Genomic DNA, 23,505 nt, shown 5'->3' with positions numbered 1-23,505 from the left:
GGATGCGAAGTGCTTCAAGCTGCTGGGCGGTCAGTTTGAGAATCGCGGCAATATGCGTACTCTGGATGTGGTGCATGACAATCAAATCCGCTGTTGGAAAACGGAACGGAAACGATACCGCGAACTGCGATGCGGCGTCGCCGGAAATAAACAGCCAACATTACTGTCGTTTGTTTTCCTGATCAATTCGCAGAGGTCTGCGGCATAATCTTCAATGATGCGCCCTCGGGGCCTCGTCGCTCTCGCGGGGTTGCCCTTTCTGGCTTGTCCGACGGCTTATCACTCATGGCGTCACACCAGAGGTCCGGCGGCAGACAGCTTTGATCTGGATTAATTTTTCGCTCCCTCCCGCCACTCCGGCCGAAGCACGTTTGGTCAATCCGGACGAAGCTCCAGGTTGAGGGTCAAATTGATCTGGCATTGTTCAACGTCTCTCCGATGATGCGCAGCGACAAGTTCGGGGCAAGCTCGACGTCATTTTTGAGGATAAAGGCGAACGGCAGCTGAAGAACATCGCACGGCCGGTGCGGGTTTTCCAAGTCGCTCTTGACGAGGCGATGCGGCCACACAAACCAACGCGACAGCCGCGCAATGCGCCGGCGGCCGAGCGTCACGACAGGTGGAGCACGCGCCTCATGGCGACTGGCGCCGCAGTCGTAGTGATCGCCGGCGCTGCTGGCGCACCATTATACTTCCACCTCGGCCGCGCCCCTGACACGTCAGAGATGCCGGACAGCCGGGTATTGCTGAGTCAGAAAAGGCCATTGCCTATGCCGACAAGGCGATCCAGCTCAGTCCACGCACCCCCGCCGCATGGCCAGTATTGTATCTCGCCGAAGCCATCGCATTCGGCCAGTTACAGGACTATGAAGAGGCGCTTGTATGGATTGAACGGGCTGAAGCTTCTGCCCCCGAATTGCTCGCCGCGGGATTGGTGCGGTCTGTACTGCTTGCGCTCGCCGGTCGAGAGAACGAGGCGCACGCAACTCTGCAGAGGTATTTGGCGAACGACAAAGCTACCTTCCGGACCATGTCTGATTTCCAAGCTCGAAATGCTGGTGTCCGGCTGCAGTCTTGGAGTCCGCCTTTTCTTATTTGGGGGAAACATTTTATAGATGGCCTCCGGAAAGCTGGGCTGCCGGAGTAAGCAAGGCCGTTTGCCTATGCCGACGAGGTGATGGCAACAGCGGCTCGCTGCATGTCTCTTATGGGTCAAAATGCGAAGAACTCGACGCGAGCAAATCTAGTCCGCTATATCCCCTCAAACAGACCTCGACGAGCCTTGCGGACACTTACCGCTGGGGCGGAACGACATGGCGGCCATCTGTTCAAGCACCTCGTCGGCGCGCCGTTGGGCCACTTGGCTCAATGGTCCCGGTCGGCGGGTACGCCGGTGGGACAATCGAGGGCCATACGATCCCAATGACCGAGGTCGGCTGCAGCGAGATACGTGCTCTCCAGGAAGGCCGTCAGCGCTACCTCTGGGTGAACCGATTGTCTCACGATTCGTAAGGCAGAAGAAATTCCCAGAGCTTCGGGTCGAAGTACGCCCATCCGGCATCACCTTAGCGTCCGCAAATTCTGCAGGAAAGAAGTAGGAGGAAAAGGGCCGCAATCCGTGCCGCCGCCCGGCCAAAAACCTGCCGACGAGACTTCGTGACTGCATGCTTGCGGGGCCCTGCTCAGACCAAGTCGTAGATGTTTGCGCGCGAAAGAAGCGTGACGACCGTGGTTTCCAACCGTAGCTTTCGTCGAGGCGCACAAAATTATGAGCCATTGTAATGAGGTTCGGCGGAGCGGTGATCCTCTGATGATCATCGCGAAGAGTAGCCCATTGCCGCTCTTGTGCCCCGTGGTTGCGACTCAATCACTGAGACTGGAATCCATGCGCCAGCAGCCTCCCCCCTACGCTGCCCAGTCTGCCGAAAGCGCCTCAGCCTGCTGCGAAACCTTCTGCACCGCCGCGTCCTGCAAATTGGGCGGATAGCCATATTTGCGCAACAGCCACTTCACCAACACTCGAATGCGAGCGCGGGCCGCCTCTCGGTGCATCCAATCGACAGTGACGTTCTTCCTGATGCCCGCCACCAGTTCGTGTGCAATCACCCGCAGCGCCGGCTCGCACATGACTTGCCGCCGCTCTTGTTCTCGGCCAGCGCGTCATAGAAGGCGATCTCCTCGGCGGAGAGGCCCCTCTCCATGCCGTGGGCACGAGCAGTCGAATGTCCTTGGCAAGCTGGATCAGTTCACCGCAGCACCTCGTTGAACGATTGGGAGTTGACGACCCCATGCCCATCGGCATCCTGCCAAAAGGAAGAAACTGCCCATCCGTGTTCGCGGAACAGGCAAAATGGCAAAAAATTAGCGTAGGTTATTTCCCACAGGCGCGATCCGGCGAAGCATCAGCTGCCTTCCAGCGGGCGTTCTGGGGAGCTTCACATGTCAATCAAGAGCACGACTATTGCTGCACGCGTCGAACTCCTCACCGCCGGATCCGCGCCTGGCATCAGATCGCACATTGAGGAGCAATACGAGGAAGTCCTCATTCCCAGAGAGACACTTCGGCTAGCCAACGACAATGCGAGGAAGCTCCGGCCGGTGGGCGCGAAGGACGCGGCCGGTAGCCTTGCGTTACCTTAATCCCAGCTCGCACTTGCAGGTCGCCTGAGCACTGCAGCGGTATCGCAGCTATTCCCCGTGCCCCCCGGATCTGGCGCTCATTTTGTGCGGCTAGGAACGATATCCCGATTGCCAAGTTTTCCCGCGCCCCTTCCCAAGGGGGCGGCTGCTTCGCCAGAGCAGCTCAACAGCCCCAGCTTCCCCGCCCTGAAGCTGGGGTCCTTTTGCTGTCCGGATAACCGCAGACCTCAGGAGAGGCGTTGATGCAAGGTTAGCGCTCGATCCTTCTTATCCGACGGTCATGGACCGCGCTGAAGCAGCGAGCAGCGCGTCAACACGCGGCGCGCCTGAGCGGCATCGCAGCCCGCCTCGAGGCTTTGAAGCGCGCGATCTCGGAAGTACGCCAGCGCAGTACTGAGCACTCCCGTCCCCTCCTTTGAGGGAGTGGACGGACCATGTGGGTTTGGTTCAAAATGCTCGAGCCATGGAAGACGACTATTATTTTGTTTGGGTACTCGACCGATCGGGGAATGCCTGCCCCCAACTTTGGGCGGGAGATCAGTTTGATCGCCCGGACTGGCAACTCAGCCACATCATAAGCAAGCGCCTCCTGAACGCAGCCGAACGTGCGATGCCGCTGGACCGCCTCGGCGCGTTGTACCCCTTCGCCTGAAGGGAGCGAGCCGACATTCCTGGTGGAATGCATGAGCGAATCCGCCGCCGGCCAAGCCTGACATTACGGATCTGGGTTGTCCTCGACTGGGTCACCGACGTGAATGAAGTGCAGCCGTTCCGAAGCGGATCGAACGGGAGTTCCTCAAGCACGGCCTTCACCGCTTCGATGCCGTCACTTGCCTCTGTCACGGTCGTGACGTGCCTTGATGTGGCCTCGTCTCAGTCTTCCCCGGTCTGCGAAAGCTGACGTTGATTTCGAATTCCGGCATTCCCTATTTTCCCATTCAAGCTGTGGGGGCGCGCGCGTATGCCGCGGACCTCCGCGAACTGATCAGGAAGGTACGCCGCAAGCTGAACTCCTGAAGGTCGGGGGACATCCCGAACGCGTCATAAAGCCGCAACGGCCGAACTTTGCCAGCGAGCCCGCATTGTCAGCAAGGGCACCCCCCAATTTCTTTCTAATTTGCGCTTCGGCCAATTTTTTGAGATCAGCTTTTTCTCGCATTTTTTTGAAGGGTCATCATGCGTGTCCCGCCCATCCAAAGTTCGCATATTGCTGCATTGTCGAAACTGTACGAGCAGCAATTAGAAAGGCTGCGCATCGATCCAGAGATCGAAAAGCAATATGGCGAAATCCGTCTGCTGAGGGAGAGACTAAGATTAGCCCTCAACCGGAAGAAGCTTGTCCCGCCGCTCTGACACGAGCCGTCTCGCGATCTGTCACTGGCAAACGCGCCTGATGCATCGATGAGCGCTCCTTGTGAGGGAGTGGACTGGGCCCCCTACAGTAGGGCCGAAGTTCGAATGCAGCGGAAAATGTGGGCAATCTCACAAAAGTGCACAGAAAGCCGGGCTGGGATCCGATACGCTCTTTCGTTTCACCGCCCAGTGCGGGTGCGGCAGCTTTTTTGCCAAGCGTTTTCTCTGGCTTTGTGTTGGAGGCATTGATGAAGAACTCTCGCGGTCTCCTTTTTGCCCAACGGTTGAGCGAACTCAATTCTCGGCTCTCAGAATTGGAAGAACTTCGAGCGCGGATTATAGAAGCGGAGCGACGCCCCTGCGGTGCACCGTCACTACAATCGAAGCCAAAAAATCCGAAGTCTCGCGAAAATCGATCCTGACACTCGTAACCGGCGCGCGCCGCTTCTATGCGACGGACTTCCTGAAGGGCGCGACCGGCGCCCTGATGGAGTGGACGGATTCAAGTATGAAAATGCTGGAACCGGAGAGGACTGCGAGGCTGCGGCCATTCCCATCGTTCCAAGTATTGCGGGACGCTCCATGATTTCAGCCGATCAGTCGAACGAGAACACCGTTGTCCCCACGCAGTTGCCGATCGCGGGCAATTGGCACCTCCCCGAGTGGATTTTGGGAGTGAGCTTTTTCCTCAGCATCATGCTGGCGATGGCGGGATGGCTCTACATGCTAGGCGCGCTTACCTTGAAAGTAGCCTTTTGGTTGGCTTCCTAGGAGCATTACGTGGAGGCACTCATGAGATGTCTATCCGACCATGGCCTGCCCCTTGTTCAACTCAAAGAGCGACGCCGCGAAATGGTCGTGGCGCTGCAGAGCCGCATCGGCCCGATCAGGGACGACGAACTGCAGAAGATTGCAGCAATACAGCAGACCATCTCCGCGTTCGAGGATGTCATCGCAGATCTGGACGCGGAATGCCTTGAACGGGCGGCCTGAGGCGAGCCAATCAGGCTTGTGCAGGTCCCGGATCTGGATAAGGATCATGCCGCTACCGGCTCGCGTATTGGGTGGCCGCCCCACCTTTTATTAGGACCATTGGCAGGCCGCCGTCATCCCAGGATGACGGCGGTTTGATTCAGTGGTGACGACTGCTAGCCTCGTAGCGCGAGCAGCTTCAATGCGGCGCAGCCGATCATTCCCCAAATCCCAAGGCTAATCAGCACCGCACGCTCGGGTGTTGGCTGTAGCGCGACAGCAACACTCAGGAAGTGAACAGCTGATACCAAGTATGCTGCGCACCTTTCGACGGTGTTTGTTCTCGGCGTGCACGCGCAATAACCCCGCCGTGACCGACGACCTCACCCGCGCCGCACCGTGATCGGCGGCGAAACCGCACCCGACGATTACGAGGTGATCTGGGCCGAGCTTTCGATCGGGCGGATCTTCGGCGAGGTCGGCGTCGGCGGCATCGACGGTTGGTCGTGGTCGATCTTCCTGCCGAACGTGCCTAGCGCGGCCAGCACCGCGGCGGCGTCCGCAGCCTCGCCGAGGCCAACGCCCGCTTCCGAACCGCATGGGAGGATCTGCAAGGCCAGATCGGCTACGACCAGATCAGCAATCCCGCGAGATCCAAGGGCCGCCGACGGCCGTGGCACCGGTGGCGTACCGACGGCCGGGCCATCGCGCCTTAGTGCTCGATCCGCCCGAGCTTTTGACGCGACTGCGCCTGCTGCTTCTCAAGCTGCTCCTCGACGAACATCAGGACAAGGCGTCGCGCGTCCTTGTCTGCGATCTTCTGGAAGGCTGTGATCAGGCGGAGCATCTGCAAATCTTCAACTGCTTGGGACATGGCAAACACCTCATCGGAAAAACGGAACGCTAAAATGCGCTAAGTATGCTGCCGTTAGTCCCGGAAAGGAACATTGTCGTCGAAGACTTCGGCGCGAGCGCCGGCTGCCCATGGCGCGAGACGGACGAAGCGGAGATCGACCTCGAGACCGTGCTGCAAGGGCTCCTCTCCGGCCAGTACGTCCATCCGGTCCGGATCGTGTGCTTCAACGCGATCGAGGGATGGTCGCGCGACGCCACATCCGACGTCGCCGATGGGCTGGCCCGGCGCGCGGTCGACACCGATGATGATAAATCGGCGGCCCTGCAGGCCTTCATCGCCACCAATGCCACCAGACGCTGCGACGTCCAGCTCGCGCTGCCGCTGAAGGGCGCCGCGTGATGTTCAAAGAGGGCCAGCCTAGGGCCTCCGCGGCCCAACTCCGAGTCGACTAGCCCCTGAAAATCCCTCCTCGCATTCAGGTAGATTATAAGGCGCCGACGCAACTTTGGATCTGCTTCGATCGAGATAAGGAGCGGTCAGCAGCAACTGGAAGATGGCCCGAGCAGCCATGTATTGCGCTGCGGGCCGGCTTCTCTCGCTCCCGACTAACAGAACGTTTCCGCGCGGACCTGAAACAGACCACCGCCAGCCGCGGCCGCGCCGATGAATCCAAAGATTAAAGAGAGCAAAATCGCCAACGGTCATGGCGCGAGCACCCTGAAACAACGCTTGAAATTAGACAGGAGACTTTACAGAACCAACAGACCAACTTTCGGCTAATGTCAGAGTTCTGAGCCCGTCGAAAATAGTTGAAGCTTAAAGCATCCGTCTGTAGTCTGAGATCTTCGTTGGCGATCTATAGAAAACGACCGACATATCACGTGTCGCGGTCCGCCAATATTTCCAGCTCACTCTGCGCTGTTTCACGGAAAGCGTGAACTGAATGTCACCAATCCTGACTGACAAGATCGCGCTCTTCATCGATGGAGCCAATCTCTACGCGACAGCGAAAACTCTGGGCTTCGACATCGATTACAAGCGCCTGCTGAAGGAGTTTCAGAGCCGCGGGACGCTGCTTCGGGCGTTCTACTACACCGCGATCATCGAGGATCAGGAGTACTCCTCGATCCGCCCGCTGATCGACTGGCTCGACTACAACGGCTACACCGTGGTCACCAAGGCGACCAAGGAGTTCATCGACGCCTCCGGCCGCCGCAAGGTCAAGGGCAACATGGACATCGAGCTCGCCGTGAACGCGATGGAGCTCGCCGAGCACATCGACCAGATGGTGCTGTTCTCGGGCGACGGCGACTTCCGGTCCCTGGTCGAGGCCGTTCAGCGCCGCGGCGTGCGGGTCACCGTGATTTCCACGATCGCGAGCCAACCGCCGATGATCGCCGACGAGCTGCGCCGCCAAGCCGACGTCTTCACCGACCTCGTCGAGCTGCAGTCCAAGCTCGGTCGCGACCCGTCCGAACGCCCCGCCCCGCGCGATCGTGAAGCGCGTGGACACATGCCAAAATTCTTGCAGGAACCGAAGGGAAACGACCCACACGACTAGACCCTGAAGGCGGCGCTTTCCCTCAACCTAAAACGATAGTATCGACTCTCACGCAGAGCATGCATCTGTAGGCGTAAGCAGCGGGTAGGTTTGCAATTGCCGGCAGCAACGCGAGAAACTCCATTGGCCGCTGACATCTGCTGCAGATGAGGGTTGGCGCCTTTTCCTTGTCACCGCCGCGCGCCATTGCCGGACCGCCCAAAGGTGAGGATGGTAAATCCATCGATCGGCGTTTACATCTCCGGGCAACTACCGGGCTGCCGAATCGAAAACAGGCCCGCCGGCGTGACTGCCGCGCAGGTTTTCCATTTCTGTACGATCAGCCGCGGCGTCCCAATTGCCATTCGAAAGCGAGATTTTGCCTCCGAGTCGCGGGACGGCCGCGACCATCGCGCTTTCGAACAGATCCACACATCACAGCCAGCCCCCGGGATAACGTTGGGAGCACATTTATGGCCAGTCTCTACTTCGACGAGGCCGAGATCGGCCAGCTGCGTACGGCCGGCCCCTACCTCGTCTCCAGCGAGGAGATCGTTGAGTTTGCCAGAAAGTATGATCCCCAGCCCTTCCACACAGACCAGGACGCTGCCGCACGATCTGTCTTCGCGGGTCTGACAGCCTCGGGCGCCCACACCTTCGCGATACTTATTTCCTTGTTGAGCAAGACGCAGCCATACGCGCTTCGTATCATTGCTGGGCTCGGTTGGGATGAACTCAGGCTGCCCGTCCCCGTGCGCCCGGGAGACGAACTCAATCTCGAAGTAGCCATCCTAGAGAAGCGCGAGTCGAAATCGAAACCCGACAGAGGTATTGTCAGAAATCAGATGCATCTGCGCAATCAAAAGCGTGAAACGGTGCTGCAATGCATCAATAACGTGCTCGTCTCGCGCCGACGCATCGCGAACGGCTAAACACTCAGCCCCACGTTCGGTGGACGCGTCGCGTACCATAAGGGATTCGAGCCCGCTGCGGGTCAAAAGCGGCGCTAGGTTGCAAGCTGGATCGGCGTCCGGTTTGCCTCTGCCAACCGACATGACACGCTCCAAGCGACTTCGGGTATGCGCCCATGCAGCGCAGCGGAGCCTTATTCGATCACTTCGTCGGCCCGTATCAGCAACGAGGTCGGCACGGTGAGACCCAGCGCTCTGGCCGTCTTCACGTTGATTATAAGGATGAACTTCGTTGGCCTTTGTACCGGGAGGTCCACAGGTTTGGCGCCCCTGAGGATTTTGTCTACATAGTCGCCCGCATGACGGAATAGATCGGCGGTATCGGCCCCGTATACCGATAATCCCCCATCGGCATAATGCCGGAACAAGTAGTTTGCTGGCAGGCGATACTTAGCCGCGAGCGCGATAATTCGCTGCGCCTGCGCATAAGTGAGCGCATCGCCGAAATCAATGATCGCATCGGCGTGTTGGGCGGCGGCCGAGGCAAAGGCAATGTCGAGTTCTTCCGGCTTGGTCGCCGGAACGAGAGGCAGAGCCACGCCGAGGTGCCGGGCTATGCGGGGGATCTCTTCCGCGAAGTACAGCCTTTGCAGTGGATTGTCTGGATTGATCAAAACTGCGATTTTAGATGCGCCGGGAACAAGTTCTCGAAGAATTTCTAGACGTTTTGCGAAGAAGTCGTCGGGGACGTTGGTCGTCACGCCTGTCATGTTGCCACCTGGTCGCGAAAGGCTTTGTATGAGGCCGAGGTGCACGGGATCAGCGACACCCACGAATACGATGGGAATCGTGCCGGTCGCGGATTTGAGCGCTATTGCTGCTTGCGGTCCTGGAGCGATCAGGATGTCGGGGCCGAGGGCCATCAGCTCGCCGACGGAGTCTGTCAGTCGATCTGCGGGTTGAGAAAACCGATACTCTATAGTGAGGTTTTTTCCCTGTATCCAACCTAGGCTTCGCAGCGCATCAATGAACGCAACCTCGGCTTGATTAAGGGCCTTGCCGCTTCCGTCGCCTATGGCGAGAAAGCCGAGCCGACGACGCTTACCCCGCCCCTGCGAAGAACGTGGCGAAATGAGCAGCGCCGCAGTTCCCGCAATGAACTCTCGTCGCTTCATTGCGATCCTCGCAGAAGCCTGAAGACAACGACCAAACACATGATACCACGTCTCAACAATCGGTGCGGGTCACTTTCTGACCTCGACCACAAACATCCTCACGTCGGCTTTGGGCTGGCGCCGGCATCTGTCACGACGCTGTTCGGCTCACATCGCGAGTGTGTTCAACTCTTGTTTGAATACTTCAAGCAGCTTGAGGTCGGGGCCAACTATGAAGCCGGGCACTAGGTACCCAATTCGCCAAGTTTGCCGCTGTTGTGGCCATCCTACCGACGGCCATGCAACGGCGGCACTTGCCTTGGCCGCAACGAAAACTCGTCGCCTCATCAGCATTGTCTCAGCCGCCGACGATCACGTCACTGCGCCAGTGCCGGGCGATATCACTGGCATCGTTTCAAGTACGTAGCTGTTGGCACTTGGTTGGCTCAGTTCGTCTTGGTGAACTTGTACGTTCCCTTCTTGTGACCAATGACCTGGCTGATGCCATCGAAGTTACTCTTGAGCGGGTCGATGGTGACGACGAGCGCAGCCTGGAGACCTTCAAATTTCCCCGTTCCACCAGTGATATTGCAATTGTTGGGAGATCCCGGCATCCAGTCACACTGTTCGAACACTTGATCGCCGTCCTTGTCGATGTAAGTACAGAACCCGTGAATCTCCGCGGTCTTTGCGGACGAATCCGTAAGGCGGCTCAACTGACAACGTCCACCCATGTTGTTGAGTACAGGGTTTCCGGCCTCGTTCGAGGCTGCCATCGCTTGGTTCACAAAAACAAACTCTCTGCCGCTGCCGATCGACATTGGCTTGGGCGCTGGAATAGGCGTGGCGGTGAATATGACCGAGACCGAGCCTTCCGGCGGCACGCCCTGTGCAACAGCGCTAAAACTGGTCAGAATGGCAACGACCGAAAACAATGCGATGAGTACACGATTAAAAGCCATCGTTCCCTCCCTTTGTGATGGCGCAGAGAACTAATGCGAGCGAGCAGGCTACGCCCCGAGGAAGACTCCAGCAAGAGTTGCAGATCTGCAAACAGTAACACAGTGTCGCAGGCGAAGCTCAGCAAGCGAGGGTGCGTCAGTAGAGCTGATCCACTTGGCTGTTTGGGCGAGAAGCTGCCTTCGAGGCAACTTCAGCTACGCGACCGGTTTACCAACGACGGCGGACATCACGGTGTCTGAGGCGCTCTTCGGCTTAGGGCCATAAGCGGGCAATCAATGCATGCCTCGTTAAGGGACCAGAAGTCGACATACCGAACCGCGCCCCTCATCACCGAATCCCTTGGCACCTAGAGCTAAATGCGTAGACTGGGTCCGACCGAGCCAGGAGGGAGATTTGGCGATAGAGCGGCCAAGTCGACGGCTGACGACGATCCTAGCGGCCGATGCAGTCGGCTATAGTCGGCTAGTGGGAGCTGACGAGGAAGGCACGCTCGAGCGCCTCCGGGCCCTACGCAAGAACCTGATCGATCCTGTGATCGCAACCCATCGCGGGCGCATAGTCAAAACGACTGGAGATGGCCTGCTGGCCGAGTTCGCCTCGGTTGTGGATGCAGTTCGTTCGGCGATCGAGATGCAAGGGGCCATGATCGAGAGCAATTCTGGCCTCGCACAGGATAAGCGCATCGACTTTCGCATCGGCATCAATCTCGGAGACGTGGTCGTGGAAGACGATGGCGACCTTATGGGCGATGGCGTCAATGTAGCGGCAAGGTTAGAGGGGATTGCTGAGCCTGGTGGCATTTGCCTGTCTGGTGCGGCCTATCACCAAGTGCGTGGCAAAATTGATATGGTCGCGCAAGATCTAGGTGAGCAGGACCTGAAGAACCTTGCCGAGCCGGTACGGGTCTATTCGCTATCACCACGAACTGCGGCGGCGGCGGCGGCGGCGCCGCACCCTGTCACACCGCGGCTTTCCATCGTTGTCCTGCCATTCGTCAATCTCGGCGGCAGGAGCGAGGAGGACTATTTTGTCGATAGCGTGACCGAAAGCCTGACAACTGACCTGTCGCGCATTCCTGGCGCCTTCGTCATCGCACGCAACACAGCCTTCACCTTAAAAAACAAGCCGGCGGACGCGCGCGTGATCGGGCGCGAACTCGGGGTGCGTTACGTGATGGAAGGCAGCGTTCAAGGCGGCGGCGACCGCATTCGAGTCAATGCTCAGCTTATTGACACGGGAACCGGTGCTCACCTGTGGGCCGAGCGTTTCGACAAGCCGCGCGCCGACATCTTCGACATGCAAGACGAGATCACCACGCGGCTCGCCCGGACCGTTGGTATCGAGCTCGTCGCGGCAGAGGGCCGTCGCGCGGAGCGCGAACGACCGAACAATATGGACGCCGTGGACCTAACCATGCGCGGATGGGCAATCCTCAACCAACCCCTGTCGCTACGCCGCGACCGCGCGGCGTGTGATCTGTTCGATGCGGCGCTCCGGTTGGACCACAGCAACGTCGAGGCGTTGGTCGGTCTCGCCTTTTATCACGGCAACGAGCTTCGCACCTTCGCCTCGACCAATCGGAACGAACAGCTGCGCATCGCCGAGATGGCCATCAGCGAGGCACTGAGGCTTGCTCCAGGGAATGCCTTGGCCCATTTCGTTCACGCCAATCTCCTGCATGTCTCGGGCGCGACGAAACCCGCGCTGCGCGAACTTGAGTTCGCTATTGCCATGGATCCTAATCTGGCTTGGGCCCATGCTGATGCAGGCTTTTTGAAAGTACTGCTGGGTCGTGCTGAAGAAGCAGAAGCCGACCTCACAAATGCGATCCGGCTAAGCCCGCGCGACCCCGGGCTAGATCGCTGGTACGCCCTGCTCGGTATCGCCGACCTGTTCCTCGGTCGGCTGGACTCGGCCATGGATCGGCTGCGCAACTCTGTCGGAATGAATCCAAACGTTGCCATGCCTTATTTCTTCCTCGCGACGTCATTGGCGCTCAACGGCCGTGCCGCGGAGGCACGGGAGGCGCGGAATGCCGGCCTCCGGCTTGACCCGAATTTTACCATCGCCAGATTTCGCAATGAACGGCGCAGTGAAAACCCGACCTTTCTGGCTCAGCGCGAGCGGATCTATGAGGGGTTAAGCTTGGCTGGACTTCCAGAAGACAAGTTGACTTGAAGCAAGGGCAAATGGTCTCGCGGACGACGCTGTTCCAGTTTGTCCGCCTCGGGTCAAAACGCCAAGAACTCAGCGTGAGCAAATCGGGTCTGCGGGCGACGTTTTCGTTGTCCGCAGCTCGCTTCACAGAATCAAAATGTGGGCCGATGAAGCGGCTCGTCAATGACGCCGCTTCTTCACGCCTGCGCCTTCGATGATCTGGCTGGCATCCGGCTCTTCGATTCCCGCATCTATGTCCGGCGACCTGTTGCAGGCACACGGATCACCGGCACCACACTGGCAGCCAAGCTCTTCGCTCCAGGCCCGGTCCGGGTGGTTCTCGCAGACAAAGCCGATGCCGAAGCAGATGGGACAATTGGGATTGATCATGGCATGAAAAAAAGCGCGCGGGCCTTGCTGCAAAGATCGCAAGCATACCGCGCGCCTCGGTTACACCGCCAGTTGTTTGCGAACGGCGGCGGCCGAATTGTCTACCTGTTGACGGCCTTCTGCAGCTCGTCCCTGGAGACGCCAAGCGCCTTGATCCAATACTTGACCTCGAACTCTTCGTGCATGTTGATCTTGCTACGGTCGCGCTGGTCCCGTTTGGTGAGACTGTCGCTCATGTTCCTCCGCCATCGCCTGGACAAGCCGCTCATCGTCAAGAACGGTCAGCAGGTCATTGATCGTCTTTTCGCTGTCCCTCGGTCCAGGCTCGACATAGCGAGCCAGGATGGCCTGGGCTTCTTTTACCGCTCGGGTTACGCGATCCGCGCATGCCGGTACTCCACTCACTGGCAAGGAAAACGCCCGTAAGAAGTCTGTGTTCCCAAAATGAAGGGCGGAGGCCTAGTCTGGGGAGGTTGCATATGCTTGAAAAAACTTGACCTGCTTCGCCCCGTTCCTACCGCTGCGCATGAAGCTGGCGCCTCCGCACTGATCGCTTAATCTGCGTTATAGGTGCGCTTGAGCAAGAGCCCTGCTCTCGTCCCGGTAGTGGGCTGCCATTGGCGAGCAATGGTGAGAGGCTTCAAAAGAGCCCGTCTGCTTGGATCGTTGGCGCGTCAAGGCCACCGCATCTTCATCGCTCACGCCGAGGTATCACTCGCCCGCGTGCTGAGGCGTCAAATGTACATGAGTTATTTCTTGGACAGGCCTTTGAACGAACTGGCCCGCAGCAGGCCTTCAGAGGTGATGTCCCGGTATTCGATCTCGGCGTAGAACTTCGGCTCGACCCAGGTGGCCTTCGGCTTCTTGATGCGCTTCGTGAGCTTTTGCTTCGGGCTGACAACCGTATCAAGCGCCTTGCGGATCTCCGCCGATTTGATCCGGCTCCAGCCCGTCCCGACCTTCCCCATGTAGCGCAGCTCTTTCCCTTCCTGCTTGCCGAGGTAGAGCGCGGCGACGCCGGACGGGTCCTTGACGAAACCAACGACGGGGAATTTGTCGCGCTGCACCGTCTTGATCTTCTGCCAGGCCTCGACCCGCTCCGACCGGTACGGCGCATCAACCCGCTTGGAGACGATGCCCTCGTAGTTCAGCTTGCTGGCCGCCTCGAACAACCCCTGACCGTCACCTTCATGGTGCTCGCTGTAGAAGATCGGTGCTTCCAGCCCGTTGTCTTCTATGAGCTGCTTCAGCAGCTCCTTGCGGGCAAGCTGCGCATGCTTGCGGAGGTCTACGCCGTCCAGCCACAGGAGATCGAAGGCGAAGAAAACGAGGCGGTCCTGGTCGCCTCTGCCGAGGTCCGCCTGGAGTTCGGAGAAGTTGGTGCGCTCTTCGTGGATGACGACCACCTCACCATCCACAATGGCTTGCCCTTCGATGTCGAAGGCGCCGGCGATGACCGAGAACCGGTTGACCCAGTTATGGCCGTTGCGCGTGAAGGCCTTTCGGTCGTCGCCGTCGATGTGGAACTGGATGCGGTAGCCGTCGTATTTGACTTCGTGAATCCAGTGAGCGCCCGAAGGAGCTTTCATCTTCAGGGTCGCAAGCTGGGGGTTGATAAAGCCCGGCATGGAAGCTCGCGGCTTCTTGGCCGGTGCTCGGGTACGCTTTACCACTAACGCAACTCACAAAAAGCCCGCCGCCGGTGTTGGGGAGCCGACGACGGGGCAGTTTACCTACCTTATTCACGACTCTCCAACCGCGAAGCCGAAGCGGCGTTCCCGGGCGTTCGCTCATACAACCGCAATCGCGATTCCAGGTTGTATTTTCAACGTCAACGAGAAGGCCGTCGAACGGCTAGAGAACGCGACTGATAGCGCGTTCTTCAGGAGGAACACCTAAGGCTCGATCGGTAATTTCAATATCACTTTCTCGATAATATTCTCGACAAACCCAGTTGCCCTGGAGGCATTGACTACCACCGCTGAGGTGTGGGCCGCGGTGTTCCGAACCGCGTGGATTCTGCTCCCGTCCACCTCGTTGCGCGCCTTACTCTGTAAGGATCCCGTGCACAACTCGGCACCCGGATGGCCGAATCGAAACGCGCTCGGTAGAGCGGGGTGGCATGGCCGCAAACAAGGTAACGGCGGTACGCTTGGGGCTGGGAAGGCATTCAACAGTCCGCGACTATCCCGAGCCCCCGGAGCAACACCGGCGGCTTTCTCTTCGGCCGATCGAGGAGATGGGGCCGAGCTCGAAAACGCATCATAGCTCAAGACGCATTTCGAGCCTGCTCACGAGCCGCACGGCGGCGCTGACGGCGCTCGCTCCTGCGCTTGCCCCGATCGGCCGAGAGCCGCAGCGGCGGCACCTGCACAGCGGCGTTCTCGGCAGGAGCGGTGTTGAGTGGTTCGTCGGTGACGCGGCGCGCCTCCATGAGCTCCAACACGGCCCGCCCCTCGCTGGTGATCTTCCAACCGCCACTTTCGCGCACAACGAGACCTTGCGAGAAGATGTCCAAGCCAGGCACGCGCGCGGCTAGCCGCTTGGTCCGGTCGGCCCAATCCGGGCCGCTGGTTGCCAGGATCGCCATATCGCGCTTGAGATCCTCCATTACGGCAAAGCCGTCGGGGTAGCTCACCAGGATCTTCAGGACAGTGATCTGAAAATTCACGCGGTCCCCCCGCCTGGCACCGCGCCGCGTGGTAGGCGCTTGCGGCAGGCGGTCACGTCCAGCCTGCCCCAGCGCCTCTGCGCGTATCTCGCATCCGTGGCCTCTATTGAGATCGTCAGGTACGCATGTGGGCGCGCGGCGATCTCGCGTCGCGGAACGCTTTCAAAGGCTTGATCCAGGACGACGCGCCGCAGCGCGGTATTGGCTGTAAACACGAGACGCCCCGCGGGCGGGAATTTCGAACATGGGGTTCAGGAAGGTTAAACCTTCCTCCGCGAGCGCGCCAGCGTTCTGGCGAGGCTTCCAGGGCCGTCATCTACACATCAGCCGCGCGCAGCTGCACCAGGACGATGGGGAGGTCAGGCATGGTGTTTGCCAACCAGCACGGCGGACGCCAAGGGTCGGTGAAGTCGTCGGCCTGAATGGGGCCGTTATCGTTTGCGGATGTCATTGTGTCCGTGGCGTGCTGCTGTTGGCCGTCTACGCGGCCTGGAAAATAACCTGAATACTTGCGGCATAACGCGCGACACTGTACGGCCGGAAGTTAAGCTGGATCGTCCAAGAGCGTTGAGCCGCCCCTACCCCTCTCTTGCAAGTCGGCCCCATGGCCAACGCGATCAAAACGTGTCGCCAGCTATCATGAAGCACTTGGCGTGCAAGCCGGTGCGCCCGCGACAACCGTCATCTCGGTTCTCACGAGCCTCTTCCCCATTCGATGCTAGACCATTAGGTCAATGCACATCAAAGGGGAGGACGCATACGTCGCGAACGGGTCTCACAGGCGCGAGCGCATTGCACGGATTAAGCTGAATGACGCTTGCACCCACCGGCTTTGTTGCGCGGCGGCGCACAACGAACACCACGCCCGAAATGGTTGCCCGCCTCCATACCACTCGACAGGCAAGCTTCTTGTGAAGCCCGCGGAACAACAGATCAAACTCGCTGGCGAATATGTAATAGGGCGCGGAAAGGCAAGCGCCAAAGGCATTGATGTCGCGCACCACACACGGATGCACCCCAATAATTCCATCGAAGGAAAGCAAGGCCGGCACATTAACGATCTCGCGCGGCAGAGCGCGACGCTCCATTGAACTTTCAATCATGGCGAGAACTCCGCACAAACTTCTTTGCTTCAGTTGCCGGTCCCGCCGAACCTCGTCAAACAAGTTATTTCGTGCACTCCGCGAAACAAGCAGTTCTCCTGTCTAATTAGAGTTGACTCTAATTCTTCTATCAAAGCGAAGAACGGACGATTCAAAAAATCGCGCGATGCACGGAAACGCGCAGATCGAGGCTGCCCGGGCGGATGAATTGAGAAGCACTTTTGGCAGCTATTGGCCATTCTGCGGAGTCGCGACGCCCCTCACTAGCGCGCTGAATCGGTGGGGGGCTGGCATGACTCGGTTCGATCAAGAGGGTCATCGTGGGCAATTTACTTAGTTGCCGGAATGGCTAGATGACCGGCTTGTAGATGACAATCCGGTTCGCTTGATCGACGCCTTCGCTGCAGCCCTCGACCAATCATTCACGAGGTCCTCTTACCTAGGCATGGCGGACCAGATTTGCTCGCGTTGAGTTCTTCGCATTTGACCCGGAGCGGTCCTTTGCGCTGGTCGAAGACGTAGTAGCGTCTCCTCTCTTTTTGCGGTCATGTAGTCGAGCGTCGGGTCACTATGTGCTTTTGCGGCGAGCCGATCGCGCTGCTGTATGTCGCAGATCAGCCGCCGCCAAACTTGGATGGATCATTGTAGGAAGGAGGGTCGTCGTGGTCGGTCCGCAGACCACCCGGAACGGAGTCGTCGCGATAGATCCGCACACCACCTGGAGTGACATAAGCTGGTGAGCTTCCTGGAGGTAATGTTCTAAGGCCTGATCGTCCAGGGGCCAGGATCGTGACGCCTCTAACAGGAGGGCGAACAGTGGAAAGGTTGTAGTTCAATGTGCCTTCTGCAAGGGCAAAGTCACTTGGGACAGCGAGGAGTATTGCTATTCCGATTGTCGTAAGTTTCATAGTCGATCCGCACATTGTGTCGCTTGGTCGAACAGATAAGACACACCCGCACCCGTTCCATTAAATTCTTCTTCAACAATAGAAGCCGGAAAGCCGTTCACCTGTACACAGAGCGTTGATCTTCTGAGCACTCGTTCCGTTTAAAGAACCGGTTCGGAATTGCCATCACTTCCACTGTTGCCCATCTCTGACCTCCCGCAGCGCCGATGACGCCCGTTCCCGGTGCTCAACCCGATGTAAGCAGCCGGAGATACCGAAAGGCCGCTCGTGACCCATGCCGGACTCAGGTGCCTTGAGGCAAACTCCTCGACGGTTGACCAAGGCCACGCGGCATCATGTATATCGGCACCGCCTGATAGAAACCGAAGCCCCGCACCTTGGTCGTCACCTTCTCAGCCGGCAGTGCCTCCATTGAGGCGCCGACGGAGCTTCCCGATGATCTCGCGCAGGCTGTCCGCATATTCCTCGATGATGCGTCGACCCTCCTCCGCGCGCGAAGGCTTGGGCTTTGCGCTTCTTTACCCGGGCTTGGCTCGTCAGGCCGTTCATGGCCAACCCTCGCGGAGACCCAAACGCGGCCGTTGAGATGGATCAAAGGACCGCCCGGCCCGTGATTTCCGTCTCACGGCGCTCAGGTCGAAATGGTGTCTTGGTGTTCATGACAAAACAAAGCCCGGCCGGAGATCGAGTCCACGGCCGGGCCTTGTTGAACACTGGGCTGTTGGAGAAGACCGGCCCAGTGATCAACACAATGGACAGGCTCGCCCGCGCCTTCCTTGATCTACGTCAAGGCACCCGTACCAGAAGGCGCGCTCGATCCCCCCGCATGACGAAGCCAGACCTGGCATTGTGCGCCACGGTCCATCGCAAGGAGCAAGCCATGATAAATCTGAAAGTTCTTGGCGCGGTCATTATTGCGGCATCCGCGCTGTCCAGCTCTGCTGCACTGGCTCAGACGGCTCTCTCCAATCCGGACGAATGCCAAGCTGAATTCGCCAACTGCACGGGTCTTGGAACCGGGACTACCCCCGTCTATCGATACCGGCGAACGGCGTATCGCCATCATCCGGTGGCGGCGGCCGCTACCGTCGGCGGTTGGGGCAACTCCTACGCCATGTCCGGCGGGATGGGGTACGGCGGCGGGATGGGGTACGGCCAGAACGGCTGGTACGGCAACTGGAGTTCGTATGCTACCCGCAACGGCATCACCTGCAGGCCCGGCACCAATTTCAAGGGTGCTGACGGTCTCCAGCATCTCTGCCAATAGGTCGTCCGCTCTGAGGCTAAATTAGGCGCCCCCAAAATGGCCATCTGACACTTGGCACCAAACCCGACACGCATCCTGTCGGGTTTGGCGTCCTAACGGCAAAGCGGACGCTATTGAGTACGCATGTTAAGCCGCAGCCTGCTCATCGCCGCTTATGGCCACGTTCAGCGCAGCTACCGCCGCCCGCACCTCCTTACCCGCCATCCTTGCCGCATATTGGCCCGAAAAGCCGAGATATTCGCCGATCTCGGCCAAGGTGCTATCGGCGGCGGCCATATCCAGCACAGTGCACACCTTATGGCCCAGCTGCTTGCGCAAGCGCTCCACATCCACGGATCGCGCCAACTCAGCCTGCGCGTCGGGTAGCTCCGCGTCCCAGATCTCGGTGTCGGCCTTGTCGCTTACCCGATGCCGCACCTCGCCGAACCGTTCTTCGGGACTAACCCAGGCGTGCCCGTCCCAGATCTTAACGAGCTTGTTGCCAATCCAGCGCGCCCGTTTGTTTTCGACCGCCCAAATCAGTTGCTTCGCGCTGACGTCCACCATCTCGCGGTCCATGTTCGCAAGTACAGGCTGCTCGCCGCTCTCCCCTTCCTCATCTGGCACCTCATTGTCGTTGGCGGCAGTACGGGGAGGCGCGTTCAGGTCGCGCCATAGCCTGAGGCCTGCGAATGTGGCCTCATCACCCTGTCGCTTGCACCACGTGATGCAAGGCGGCTGCCCGCGATGCGGCGCGTGTGATGCGGGTGCGGATTCCAACCAGGCGCGGCGCGCGGCAACGTCAGTGAAGTCGTCGGCCTGTATCGGGCCGTTGTCGTTTGCATTTTTCACGTGAAGTGCACCCATGATGGGTTTCGTTTTTTTTGCCGCTTTAGCGGTCTTGGTGTGGCCTGTGACTGCACACTTTTAGGAAATCGGCCCCATGGCCAACGTGATCAAGCGCTTACCCGAGAAAACAGGCGCGAAGGAAATCAGGCCCCCTGTCCGGTCAGGCCGCCTCGTCGTCCTCCTCATATTCATATTCAGCGTCCATCCAGGCCGGCCAGGCGTCATTGGCTGCGGGCTTATCCTCGAATAGCTCAGGATGCGCCTTGTCCCATTCCCTCATGCCCGCGGCGCGCTCTTGCCGGGCCGTATAGCGCCGCTCCCATTCCTTAGTGCCATAGTCGGCAGGCTCGGCGGGTGGTGAAACGGGGTTGGTATCTAACCCGGTTAGCGCTGGTTGTGGCTCGGGCTCAGGCAGCGGCGGGTTTTCCTCCGGCAAGTAGTGAAAGCCCAAGCCGTCCTCTTCGGCCTCGTTGATGCCGAGGACGCGGCCGACCCATTCGCCTGCAGGGTTGCCCTTGCCGAATGCTCCTTTGATAAGCTCCACCTTGCGGTAAAAGTCCGGCGCCTCATCGAGGTCCGCGTCCACTTTCAAAACGTGCATGCGTTGCGTGAATTCAAACCCGTCATCGTGGCGCCGAAAGGTGAAAGTCTCCCAATAGTCTGCAAACGGGCTGCCCTCGTTTTTATAGGCTGTGATTGTGTATCGCTTGATGTTTATACCGAGTCCGAGGCGGGCGGGTTTGGCTGCTTTGGGCTTGGTTGCCTTGGCGCGCTCAACCTTCTTGAATCCCCTCGGCGGGTCCTCATCGTAACGCTCCTCGCGCAACCAGGTGGCCAGGTGCTTGCGCGGCGCATCTGGCTTGCCTTGCGCGGCCCATGAGGCTTGCCATGCCGCAGCGACCCTAATCACGGCGGCGCGGTCTACCTCGGCCGGGAGCACATCCCATGCCGCCTTGGCTTCCCTCTTGCCCTGGAGGCAGTCATACGTGCGGTAGCATAGCTCAAAGGTTGGCTTGGCTTGGGAGCTCGCCAACTCTTCCACCGCCGTCCCCCCAGCCGGGGTGGCCGCAAGGCCAGCCCCGTGCGGGGGCGCCGTAGGCGGGCGCGTGTCATCTCTATCTTTCTGTATCTCGGCCTTGTAGGCCGGATTCAGTAGATAGGATTCGGTATCGTCAGCAATACCGCTAGAGGCGCTAGAGGTATCGTGGGCAATACCCCCAGTGGTATCGCTAACGGAACCACTAGGCTCATTGGTGCTAGTGGTATCGTCAGCAATACCGCTAGAGGGAAATTCGAAGTTCAAGGAAAATTCGGAAGGGCGAGTCCCCTGACCTTGCCGAACCAAAACGATGGCACCTTGCTCAGCGAGGCGGCGAACCGATGCGATGACGTTGGGGCGACTCGCTCCCGTCGCCCGCTCCAGGTAGCGCAGGCTGGCACGGCCATTGCCATGCTTTGGGTAATAGCGGTCGATGATGTGGCGGGCCACCTTGTGGTCGAGGCGCGTTGCCCACGACGCATCGATGATGGCGCCCAGCAGATTGTATTGGTCTAGAAGGCCGCCGGGCTTATGAGCTTTACTGTCGGCCATGGCCACGCCCCCCAGCCGCTATCGCGGCGCGCGCAATGTCATCAGCAACGGCTCTGTCAAAGCGGACGCCAGCGCCAAACACGCGCATTGAGCCGTCAGGCTTGCGAGTAACCGAGATGTCTACGGCTCGGACTCCTGGGGCAAGCTCTATATCTATTTTTGCAACATGCTTGGCATCCCAACCGGGACGCACATTAGTAATCCTCACTCAAAGGTCTCCTGATAAAAGAGCTAGAGATAGACAACGCCAGCAGCAGTATTCGCTGCCGCGTATTGCGGTTTCGGCTCGAAAAACAGTTCGCCGTCCAGCTCGCACATGATGAATCCTCTGCGGTCCATCTCGGCCGCCGTCAAGGCGAGCTGTCGGTGCATATCTGTGAGCCGCGGGTCCGACATGACGCGACATGCCCACGCACGACGCTTGGCGCGATTACCCATGAAAGCCTCCGTTGTTGGTCTGGTAAGGAATAGTGCGAGTTTTTGAGCCGCTCGCTAAAAGCGACGGTGCAGATATTTGGTGGTCGGCGCGGCAAAGCTGCGGGTGCTCTCGGGTAGGCCGATCGTGCAGTTGCCTTACAAAACAAATATGGCCTGAGACGCCGAGAAAGCAGGGCGGCGCCGAAAGGGCGGGCGCTCCATTTTGCCCGGTCCTGGCAATCCAGCCCGCGCGCCGCCCCCCGAAGACCGGCTCTGGGAGCGCTCCAATCCGGAATAGCGGGAGGGCCGGCGAGCGCATAGGACGCCGTTTCCGGGCCTTGGCGCCGTCCCTGAACGCATACGGAACGCCTCGAACCATTCCGGGACTTTTTCCGGGACTCTACGTCGTCAATCCCGGCCTTTTGCCCAGTTCTGAGCGGTTTTTGTTCACGGCGCCTCCAATGGCTACGCCGAAAAGGACAAAGTATTTCAACGACTTCACGGTTCAAAACAAGACCTACGCAATCGGCGCATTCAATCTCTGAAAGCTCGGATGCACCAGCGCTTCCGGCGCGACCGCCAGCACGATCAGCGCAGCCACCGCGAGCGTGCGGAAGGTGATGGCGCGGCGATCGACCATCACCGCGATCAGCACCACCGCCGTCATGAAGAACGACCTTTGCGTGGCGACCTCCGCGCCAGACAGCAGCAGGTAGAACGCAGCGGCGACCAGCGCCGCGGCGGCCGACCATTTCTTGATGGCGAAGCTGGCCGCCAGTCCCGGGATCAGAGCGAGCAGCGCGCGCACCGCGAAGAACACGACACCGGCAACCACGGCCATGTGATAACCGGAGATCGAAAGCACGTGGCCGAGGCCGGAGATGAACATCGCGTCGTTGACGGGCGAGGTGATCGCATCGCGCCGCCCGGTGAGCAGCGCGGTCGCGATCGCCCGGTTGTCGCCGTCGAGCGTCGCCCGGATGCGGGCATCGATCGCATCGCGCAGGCCTTGCATGAAGGCCGCGTAACGCAGCCGCAAGCCGGCGGCCTCAGGCGGCGCCGCCACCGTGATGGCGCCCATCGCGAAGCCGGAGGCGCCAATGCCCTGGAAAAACATGTCTCGCGAAAAGTCGTAGCTGCCGGGCCGTACCGGCGCGAGCGGCGGCATCAGCCGTGCCTTCAGCTGAACGAAGCTGCCGACCTCCGGCGCGGTGCCCTTGCGGACCGACAGGCGCACGCGCTCGAGCCTGACGTCGCTCCGCTGCGCCTCCATCGCGGTGACGCGCAGCACGAAACGATCGGTGCGCTCGCGGATGTCGCGGGCTTCGACGAAGCCCGACAACGACACCGAATAGAGCGTCTTAGCCAGCACCGGGTGGGCGATGCGCGCCGTCTTCCAGGTCGCGACGGCAAAGCCGGTCGCGACCGCCGCGATCATGATGGCCGGGGCGAACAGCCGGCTCCGCCGCAATAGAGCCGCGCCAAGCAGGAGCGCAATGGCGGTCGTTGCAACGACCCACAGCACCGGCTCGTGATCAGCAGAGAAATAAAGCGCGATGCCGCAGCCAAACGCGACGGGCACCCACGGCAACAGCCGCCCGGCGCCAGCCTCGGCGCGTAGCCACGCGCGCAAGGTCTCAACCAGCGATGTCCAGAAGAAGTCGAAGCCTGCAGGCGCGAGGCCGCCCGCGGACGCGGCGCGGCCCGCGGGCCACGTCCCCGCGATCCCCTGCGACCGTACCGGCCGGCCCGGCTCCGCCATTCCCTGCACTCGATGATACGCA

At 59.8% G+C, this 23,505-nt stretch carries 24 protein-coding genes and 3 pseudogenes; 11 read left to right on the top strand and 16 right to left on the bottom strand.

Annotation, left to right across the window (positions count from 1 at the left end; translation table 11 throughout):
- On the top strand, positions 1–208 hold a 208-nt coding region (locus AC0L27_RS20555; RefSeq protein WP_473320157.1), incomplete at its 5' end, for a hypothetical protein.
- Positions 209–404: 196 nt separating this feature from the next.
- Here AC0L27_RS20555 and AC0L27_RS20550 read toward each other — a convergent pair.
- From AC0L27_RS20550 to AC0L27_RS20540, 3 genes and pseudogenes are all read right to left on the bottom strand, one after another.
- Positions 405–614: a hypothetical protein gene (locus tag AC0L27_RS20550; RefSeq protein WP_473320155.1), complete on the bottom strand. Its 210-nt coding sequence runs from the start codon at positions 612–614 to the stop codon at positions 405–407.
- Positions 615–1,365: 751 nt separating this feature from the next.
- On the bottom strand, positions 1,366–1,554 hold the full coding sequence (locus AC0L27_RS20545; protein ID WP_473320154.1) for a DUF5996 family protein: 189 nt from the start codon (positions 1,552–1,554) through the stop codon (positions 1,366–1,368).
- 351 nt (positions 1,555–1,905) lie between these two features.
- A pseudogene (locus tag AC0L27_RS20540) lies at positions 1,906–2,133 on the bottom strand (type I restriction enzyme endonuclease domain-containing protein); the annotation flags it as partial.
- Positions 2,134–2,222: 89 nt separating this feature from the next.
- Here AC0L27_RS20540 and AC0L27_RS20535 point away from each other — a divergent pair.
- The 5 genes from AC0L27_RS20535 (at position 2,223) to AC0L27_RS20515 (ending at position 4,986) form a co-directional block, all read left to right on the top strand.
- A complete protein-coding gene (locus AC0L27_RS20535) occupies positions 2,223–2,522 on the top strand; it encodes a hypothetical protein (protein WP_354213821.1) in 300 nt (99 codons plus the stop codon).
- Positions 2,523–3,103: 581 nt separating this feature from the next.
- Positions 3,104–3,292, top strand: coding sequence for a hypothetical protein (locus tag AC0L27_RS20530; protein ID WP_473320152.1), 189 nt, complete (start codon positions 3,104–3,106; stop codon positions 3,290–3,292).
- Between the two features lie 524 nt (positions 3,293–3,816).
- On the top strand, positions 3,817–3,993 hold the full coding sequence (locus AC0L27_RS20525) for a hypothetical protein (protein ID WP_354203468.1): 177 nt from the start codon (positions 3,817–3,819) through the stop codon (positions 3,991–3,993).
- A gap of 582 nt (positions 3,994–4,575) precedes the next feature.
- Positions 4,576–4,764 (top strand): hypothetical protein, encoded by a 189-nt coding sequence (locus tag AC0L27_RS20520; RefSeq protein WP_473320151.1) that lies wholly within the window; start codon positions 4,576–4,578, stop codon positions 4,762–4,764.
- Between the two features lie 9 nt (positions 4,765–4,773).
- Positions 4,774–4,986: a hypothetical protein gene (locus tag AC0L27_RS20515; protein ID WP_354259854.1), complete on the top strand. Its 213-nt coding sequence runs from the start codon at positions 4,774–4,776 to the stop codon at positions 4,984–4,986.
- A 407-nt stretch (positions 4,987–5,393) separates the two neighbouring features.
- Here AC0L27_RS20515 and AC0L27_RS20510 read toward each other — a convergent pair whose 3' ends face one another.
- A complete protein-coding gene (locus tag AC0L27_RS20510) occupies positions 5,394–5,579 on the bottom strand; it encodes a hypothetical protein (RefSeq protein WP_473320150.1) in 186 nt (61 codons plus the stop codon).
- Between the two features lie 98 nt (positions 5,580–5,677).
- Positions 5,678–5,839, bottom strand: a complete 162-nt coding sequence (locus AC0L27_RS20505; RefSeq protein ID WP_354203475.1) for a hypothetical protein — start codon at positions 5,837–5,839, stop codon at positions 5,678–5,680.
- Between the two features lie 45 nt (positions 5,840–5,884).
- On the opposite strand from AC0L27_RS20505, the gene AC0L27_RS20500 reads away from it, so the two are divergent.
- The 3 genes from AC0L27_RS20500 (at position 5,885) to AC0L27_RS20490 (ending at position 8,293) form a co-directional block, all read left to right on the top strand.
- On the top strand, positions 5,885–6,220 hold the full coding sequence (locus AC0L27_RS20500) for a hypothetical protein (protein WP_473320148.1): 336 nt from the start codon (positions 5,885–5,887) through the stop codon (positions 6,218–6,220).
- A gap of 544 nt (positions 6,221–6,764) precedes the next feature.
- Positions 6,765–7,382: a LabA-like NYN domain-containing protein gene (locus tag AC0L27_RS20495; protein WP_354259851.1), complete on the top strand. Its 618-nt coding sequence runs from the start codon at positions 6,765–6,767 to the stop codon at positions 7,380–7,382.
- Between the two features lie 452 nt (positions 7,383–7,834).
- Entirely contained in the window at positions 7,835–8,293 is a 459-nt protein-coding gene (locus AC0L27_RS20490; protein ID WP_473320145.1) for a MaoC family dehydratase, read from the top strand.
- 173 nt (positions 8,294–8,466) lie between these two features.
- Here AC0L27_RS20490 and AC0L27_RS20485 read toward each other — a convergent pair whose 3' ends face one another.
- Positions 8,467–9,447 (bottom strand): ABC transporter substrate-binding protein, encoded by a 981-nt coding sequence (locus AC0L27_RS20485; protein ID WP_473320143.1) that lies wholly within the window; start codon positions 9,445–9,447, stop codon positions 8,467–8,469.
- 425 nt (positions 9,448–9,872) lie between these two features.
- Positions 9,873–10,388: a hypothetical protein gene (locus tag AC0L27_RS20480; protein ID WP_354203494.1), complete on the bottom strand. Its 516-nt coding sequence runs from the start codon at positions 10,386–10,388 to the stop codon at positions 9,873–9,875.
- Between the two features lie 394 nt (positions 10,389–10,782).
- Between AC0L27_RS20480 and AC0L27_RS20475 the strand changes: the two genes are divergently transcribed.
- Positions 10,783–12,567, top strand: a complete 1,785-nt coding sequence (locus AC0L27_RS20475) for an adenylate/guanylate cyclase domain-containing protein (protein WP_473320141.1) — start codon at positions 10,783–10,785, stop codon at positions 12,565–12,567.
- Positions 12,568–12,726: 159 nt separating this feature from the next.
- Here the strand turns inward: AC0L27_RS20475 and AC0L27_RS20470 are convergent, their stop codons facing one another.
- The 5 genes and pseudogenes from AC0L27_RS20470 to AC0L27_RS20450 form a co-directional block, all read right to left on the bottom strand.
- Complete coding sequence (locus AC0L27_RS20470; RefSeq protein WP_473320139.1) at positions 12,727–12,978, bottom strand: hypothetical protein; 252 nt, start codon at positions 12,976–12,978, stop codon at positions 12,727–12,729.
- 18 nt (positions 12,979–12,996) lie between these two features.
- Positions 12,997–13,172: pseudogene (locus tag AC0L27_RS20465) on the bottom strand (DUF3606 domain-containing protein).
- Positions 13,173–13,685: 513 nt separating this feature from the next.
- Positions 13,686–14,564 (bottom strand): non-homologous end-joining DNA ligase, encoded by an 879-nt coding sequence (gene ligD, locus AC0L27_RS20460; RefSeq protein WP_473320137.1) that lies wholly within the window; start codon positions 14,562–14,564, stop codon positions 13,686–13,688.
- A gap of 641 nt (positions 14,565–15,205) precedes the next feature.
- Positions 15,206–15,607 carry a hypothetical protein gene (locus AC0L27_RS20455; protein WP_354203504.1) on the bottom strand — a complete coding sequence of 134 codons (402 nt, stop codon included), beginning with the start codon at positions 15,605–15,607 and terminating at the stop codon, positions 15,206–15,208.
- Positions 15,608–16,338: 731 nt separating this feature from the next.
- Entirely contained in the window at positions 16,339–16,710 is a 372-nt protein-coding gene (locus AC0L27_RS20450) for a PilZ domain-containing protein (RefSeq protein ID WP_354203506.1), read from the bottom strand.
- Between the two features lie 1,788 nt (positions 16,711–18,498).
- Between AC0L27_RS20450 and AC0L27_RS20445 the strand changes: the two genes are divergently transcribed.
- A complete protein-coding gene (locus tag AC0L27_RS20445; protein ID WP_473320162.1) occupies positions 18,499–18,885 on the top strand; it encodes a hypothetical protein in 387 nt (128 codons plus the stop codon).
- Positions 18,886–19,011: 126 nt separating this feature from the next.
- Here AC0L27_RS20445 and AC0L27_RS20440 read toward each other — a convergent pair whose 3' ends face one another.
- From AC0L27_RS20440 to AC0L27_RS20425, 4 genes and pseudogenes are all read right to left on the bottom strand, one after another.
- Complete coding sequence (locus tag AC0L27_RS20440; RefSeq protein WP_473320135.1) at positions 19,012–19,731, bottom strand: hypothetical protein; 720 nt, start codon at positions 19,729–19,731, stop codon at positions 19,012–19,014.
- A 142-nt stretch (positions 19,732–19,873) separates the two neighbouring features.
- Positions 19,874–21,304 (bottom strand): VOC family protein, encoded by a 1,431-nt coding sequence (locus tag AC0L27_RS20435; RefSeq protein ID WP_473320134.1) that lies wholly within the window; start codon positions 21,302–21,304, stop codon positions 19,874–19,876.
- 231 nt (positions 21,305–21,535) lie between these two features.
- On the bottom strand, positions 21,536–21,742 hold the full coding sequence (locus AC0L27_RS20430) for a hypothetical protein (RefSeq protein WP_143273880.1): 207 nt from the start codon (positions 21,740–21,742) through the stop codon (positions 21,536–21,538).
- Positions 21,743–22,262: 520 nt separating this feature from the next.
- Positions 22,263–23,483: pseudogene (locus AC0L27_RS20425) on the bottom strand (ComEC/Rec2 family competence protein); the annotation flags it as partial.
- Positions 23,484–23,505: the final 22 nt, after the last annotated feature.

Source organism: Bradyrhizobium sp. Ken51, assembly GCF_055807435.1.
Note: the sequence above shows the minus strand (reverse complement) of the source record. Positions and strands in the feature narration are given on the sequence as shown.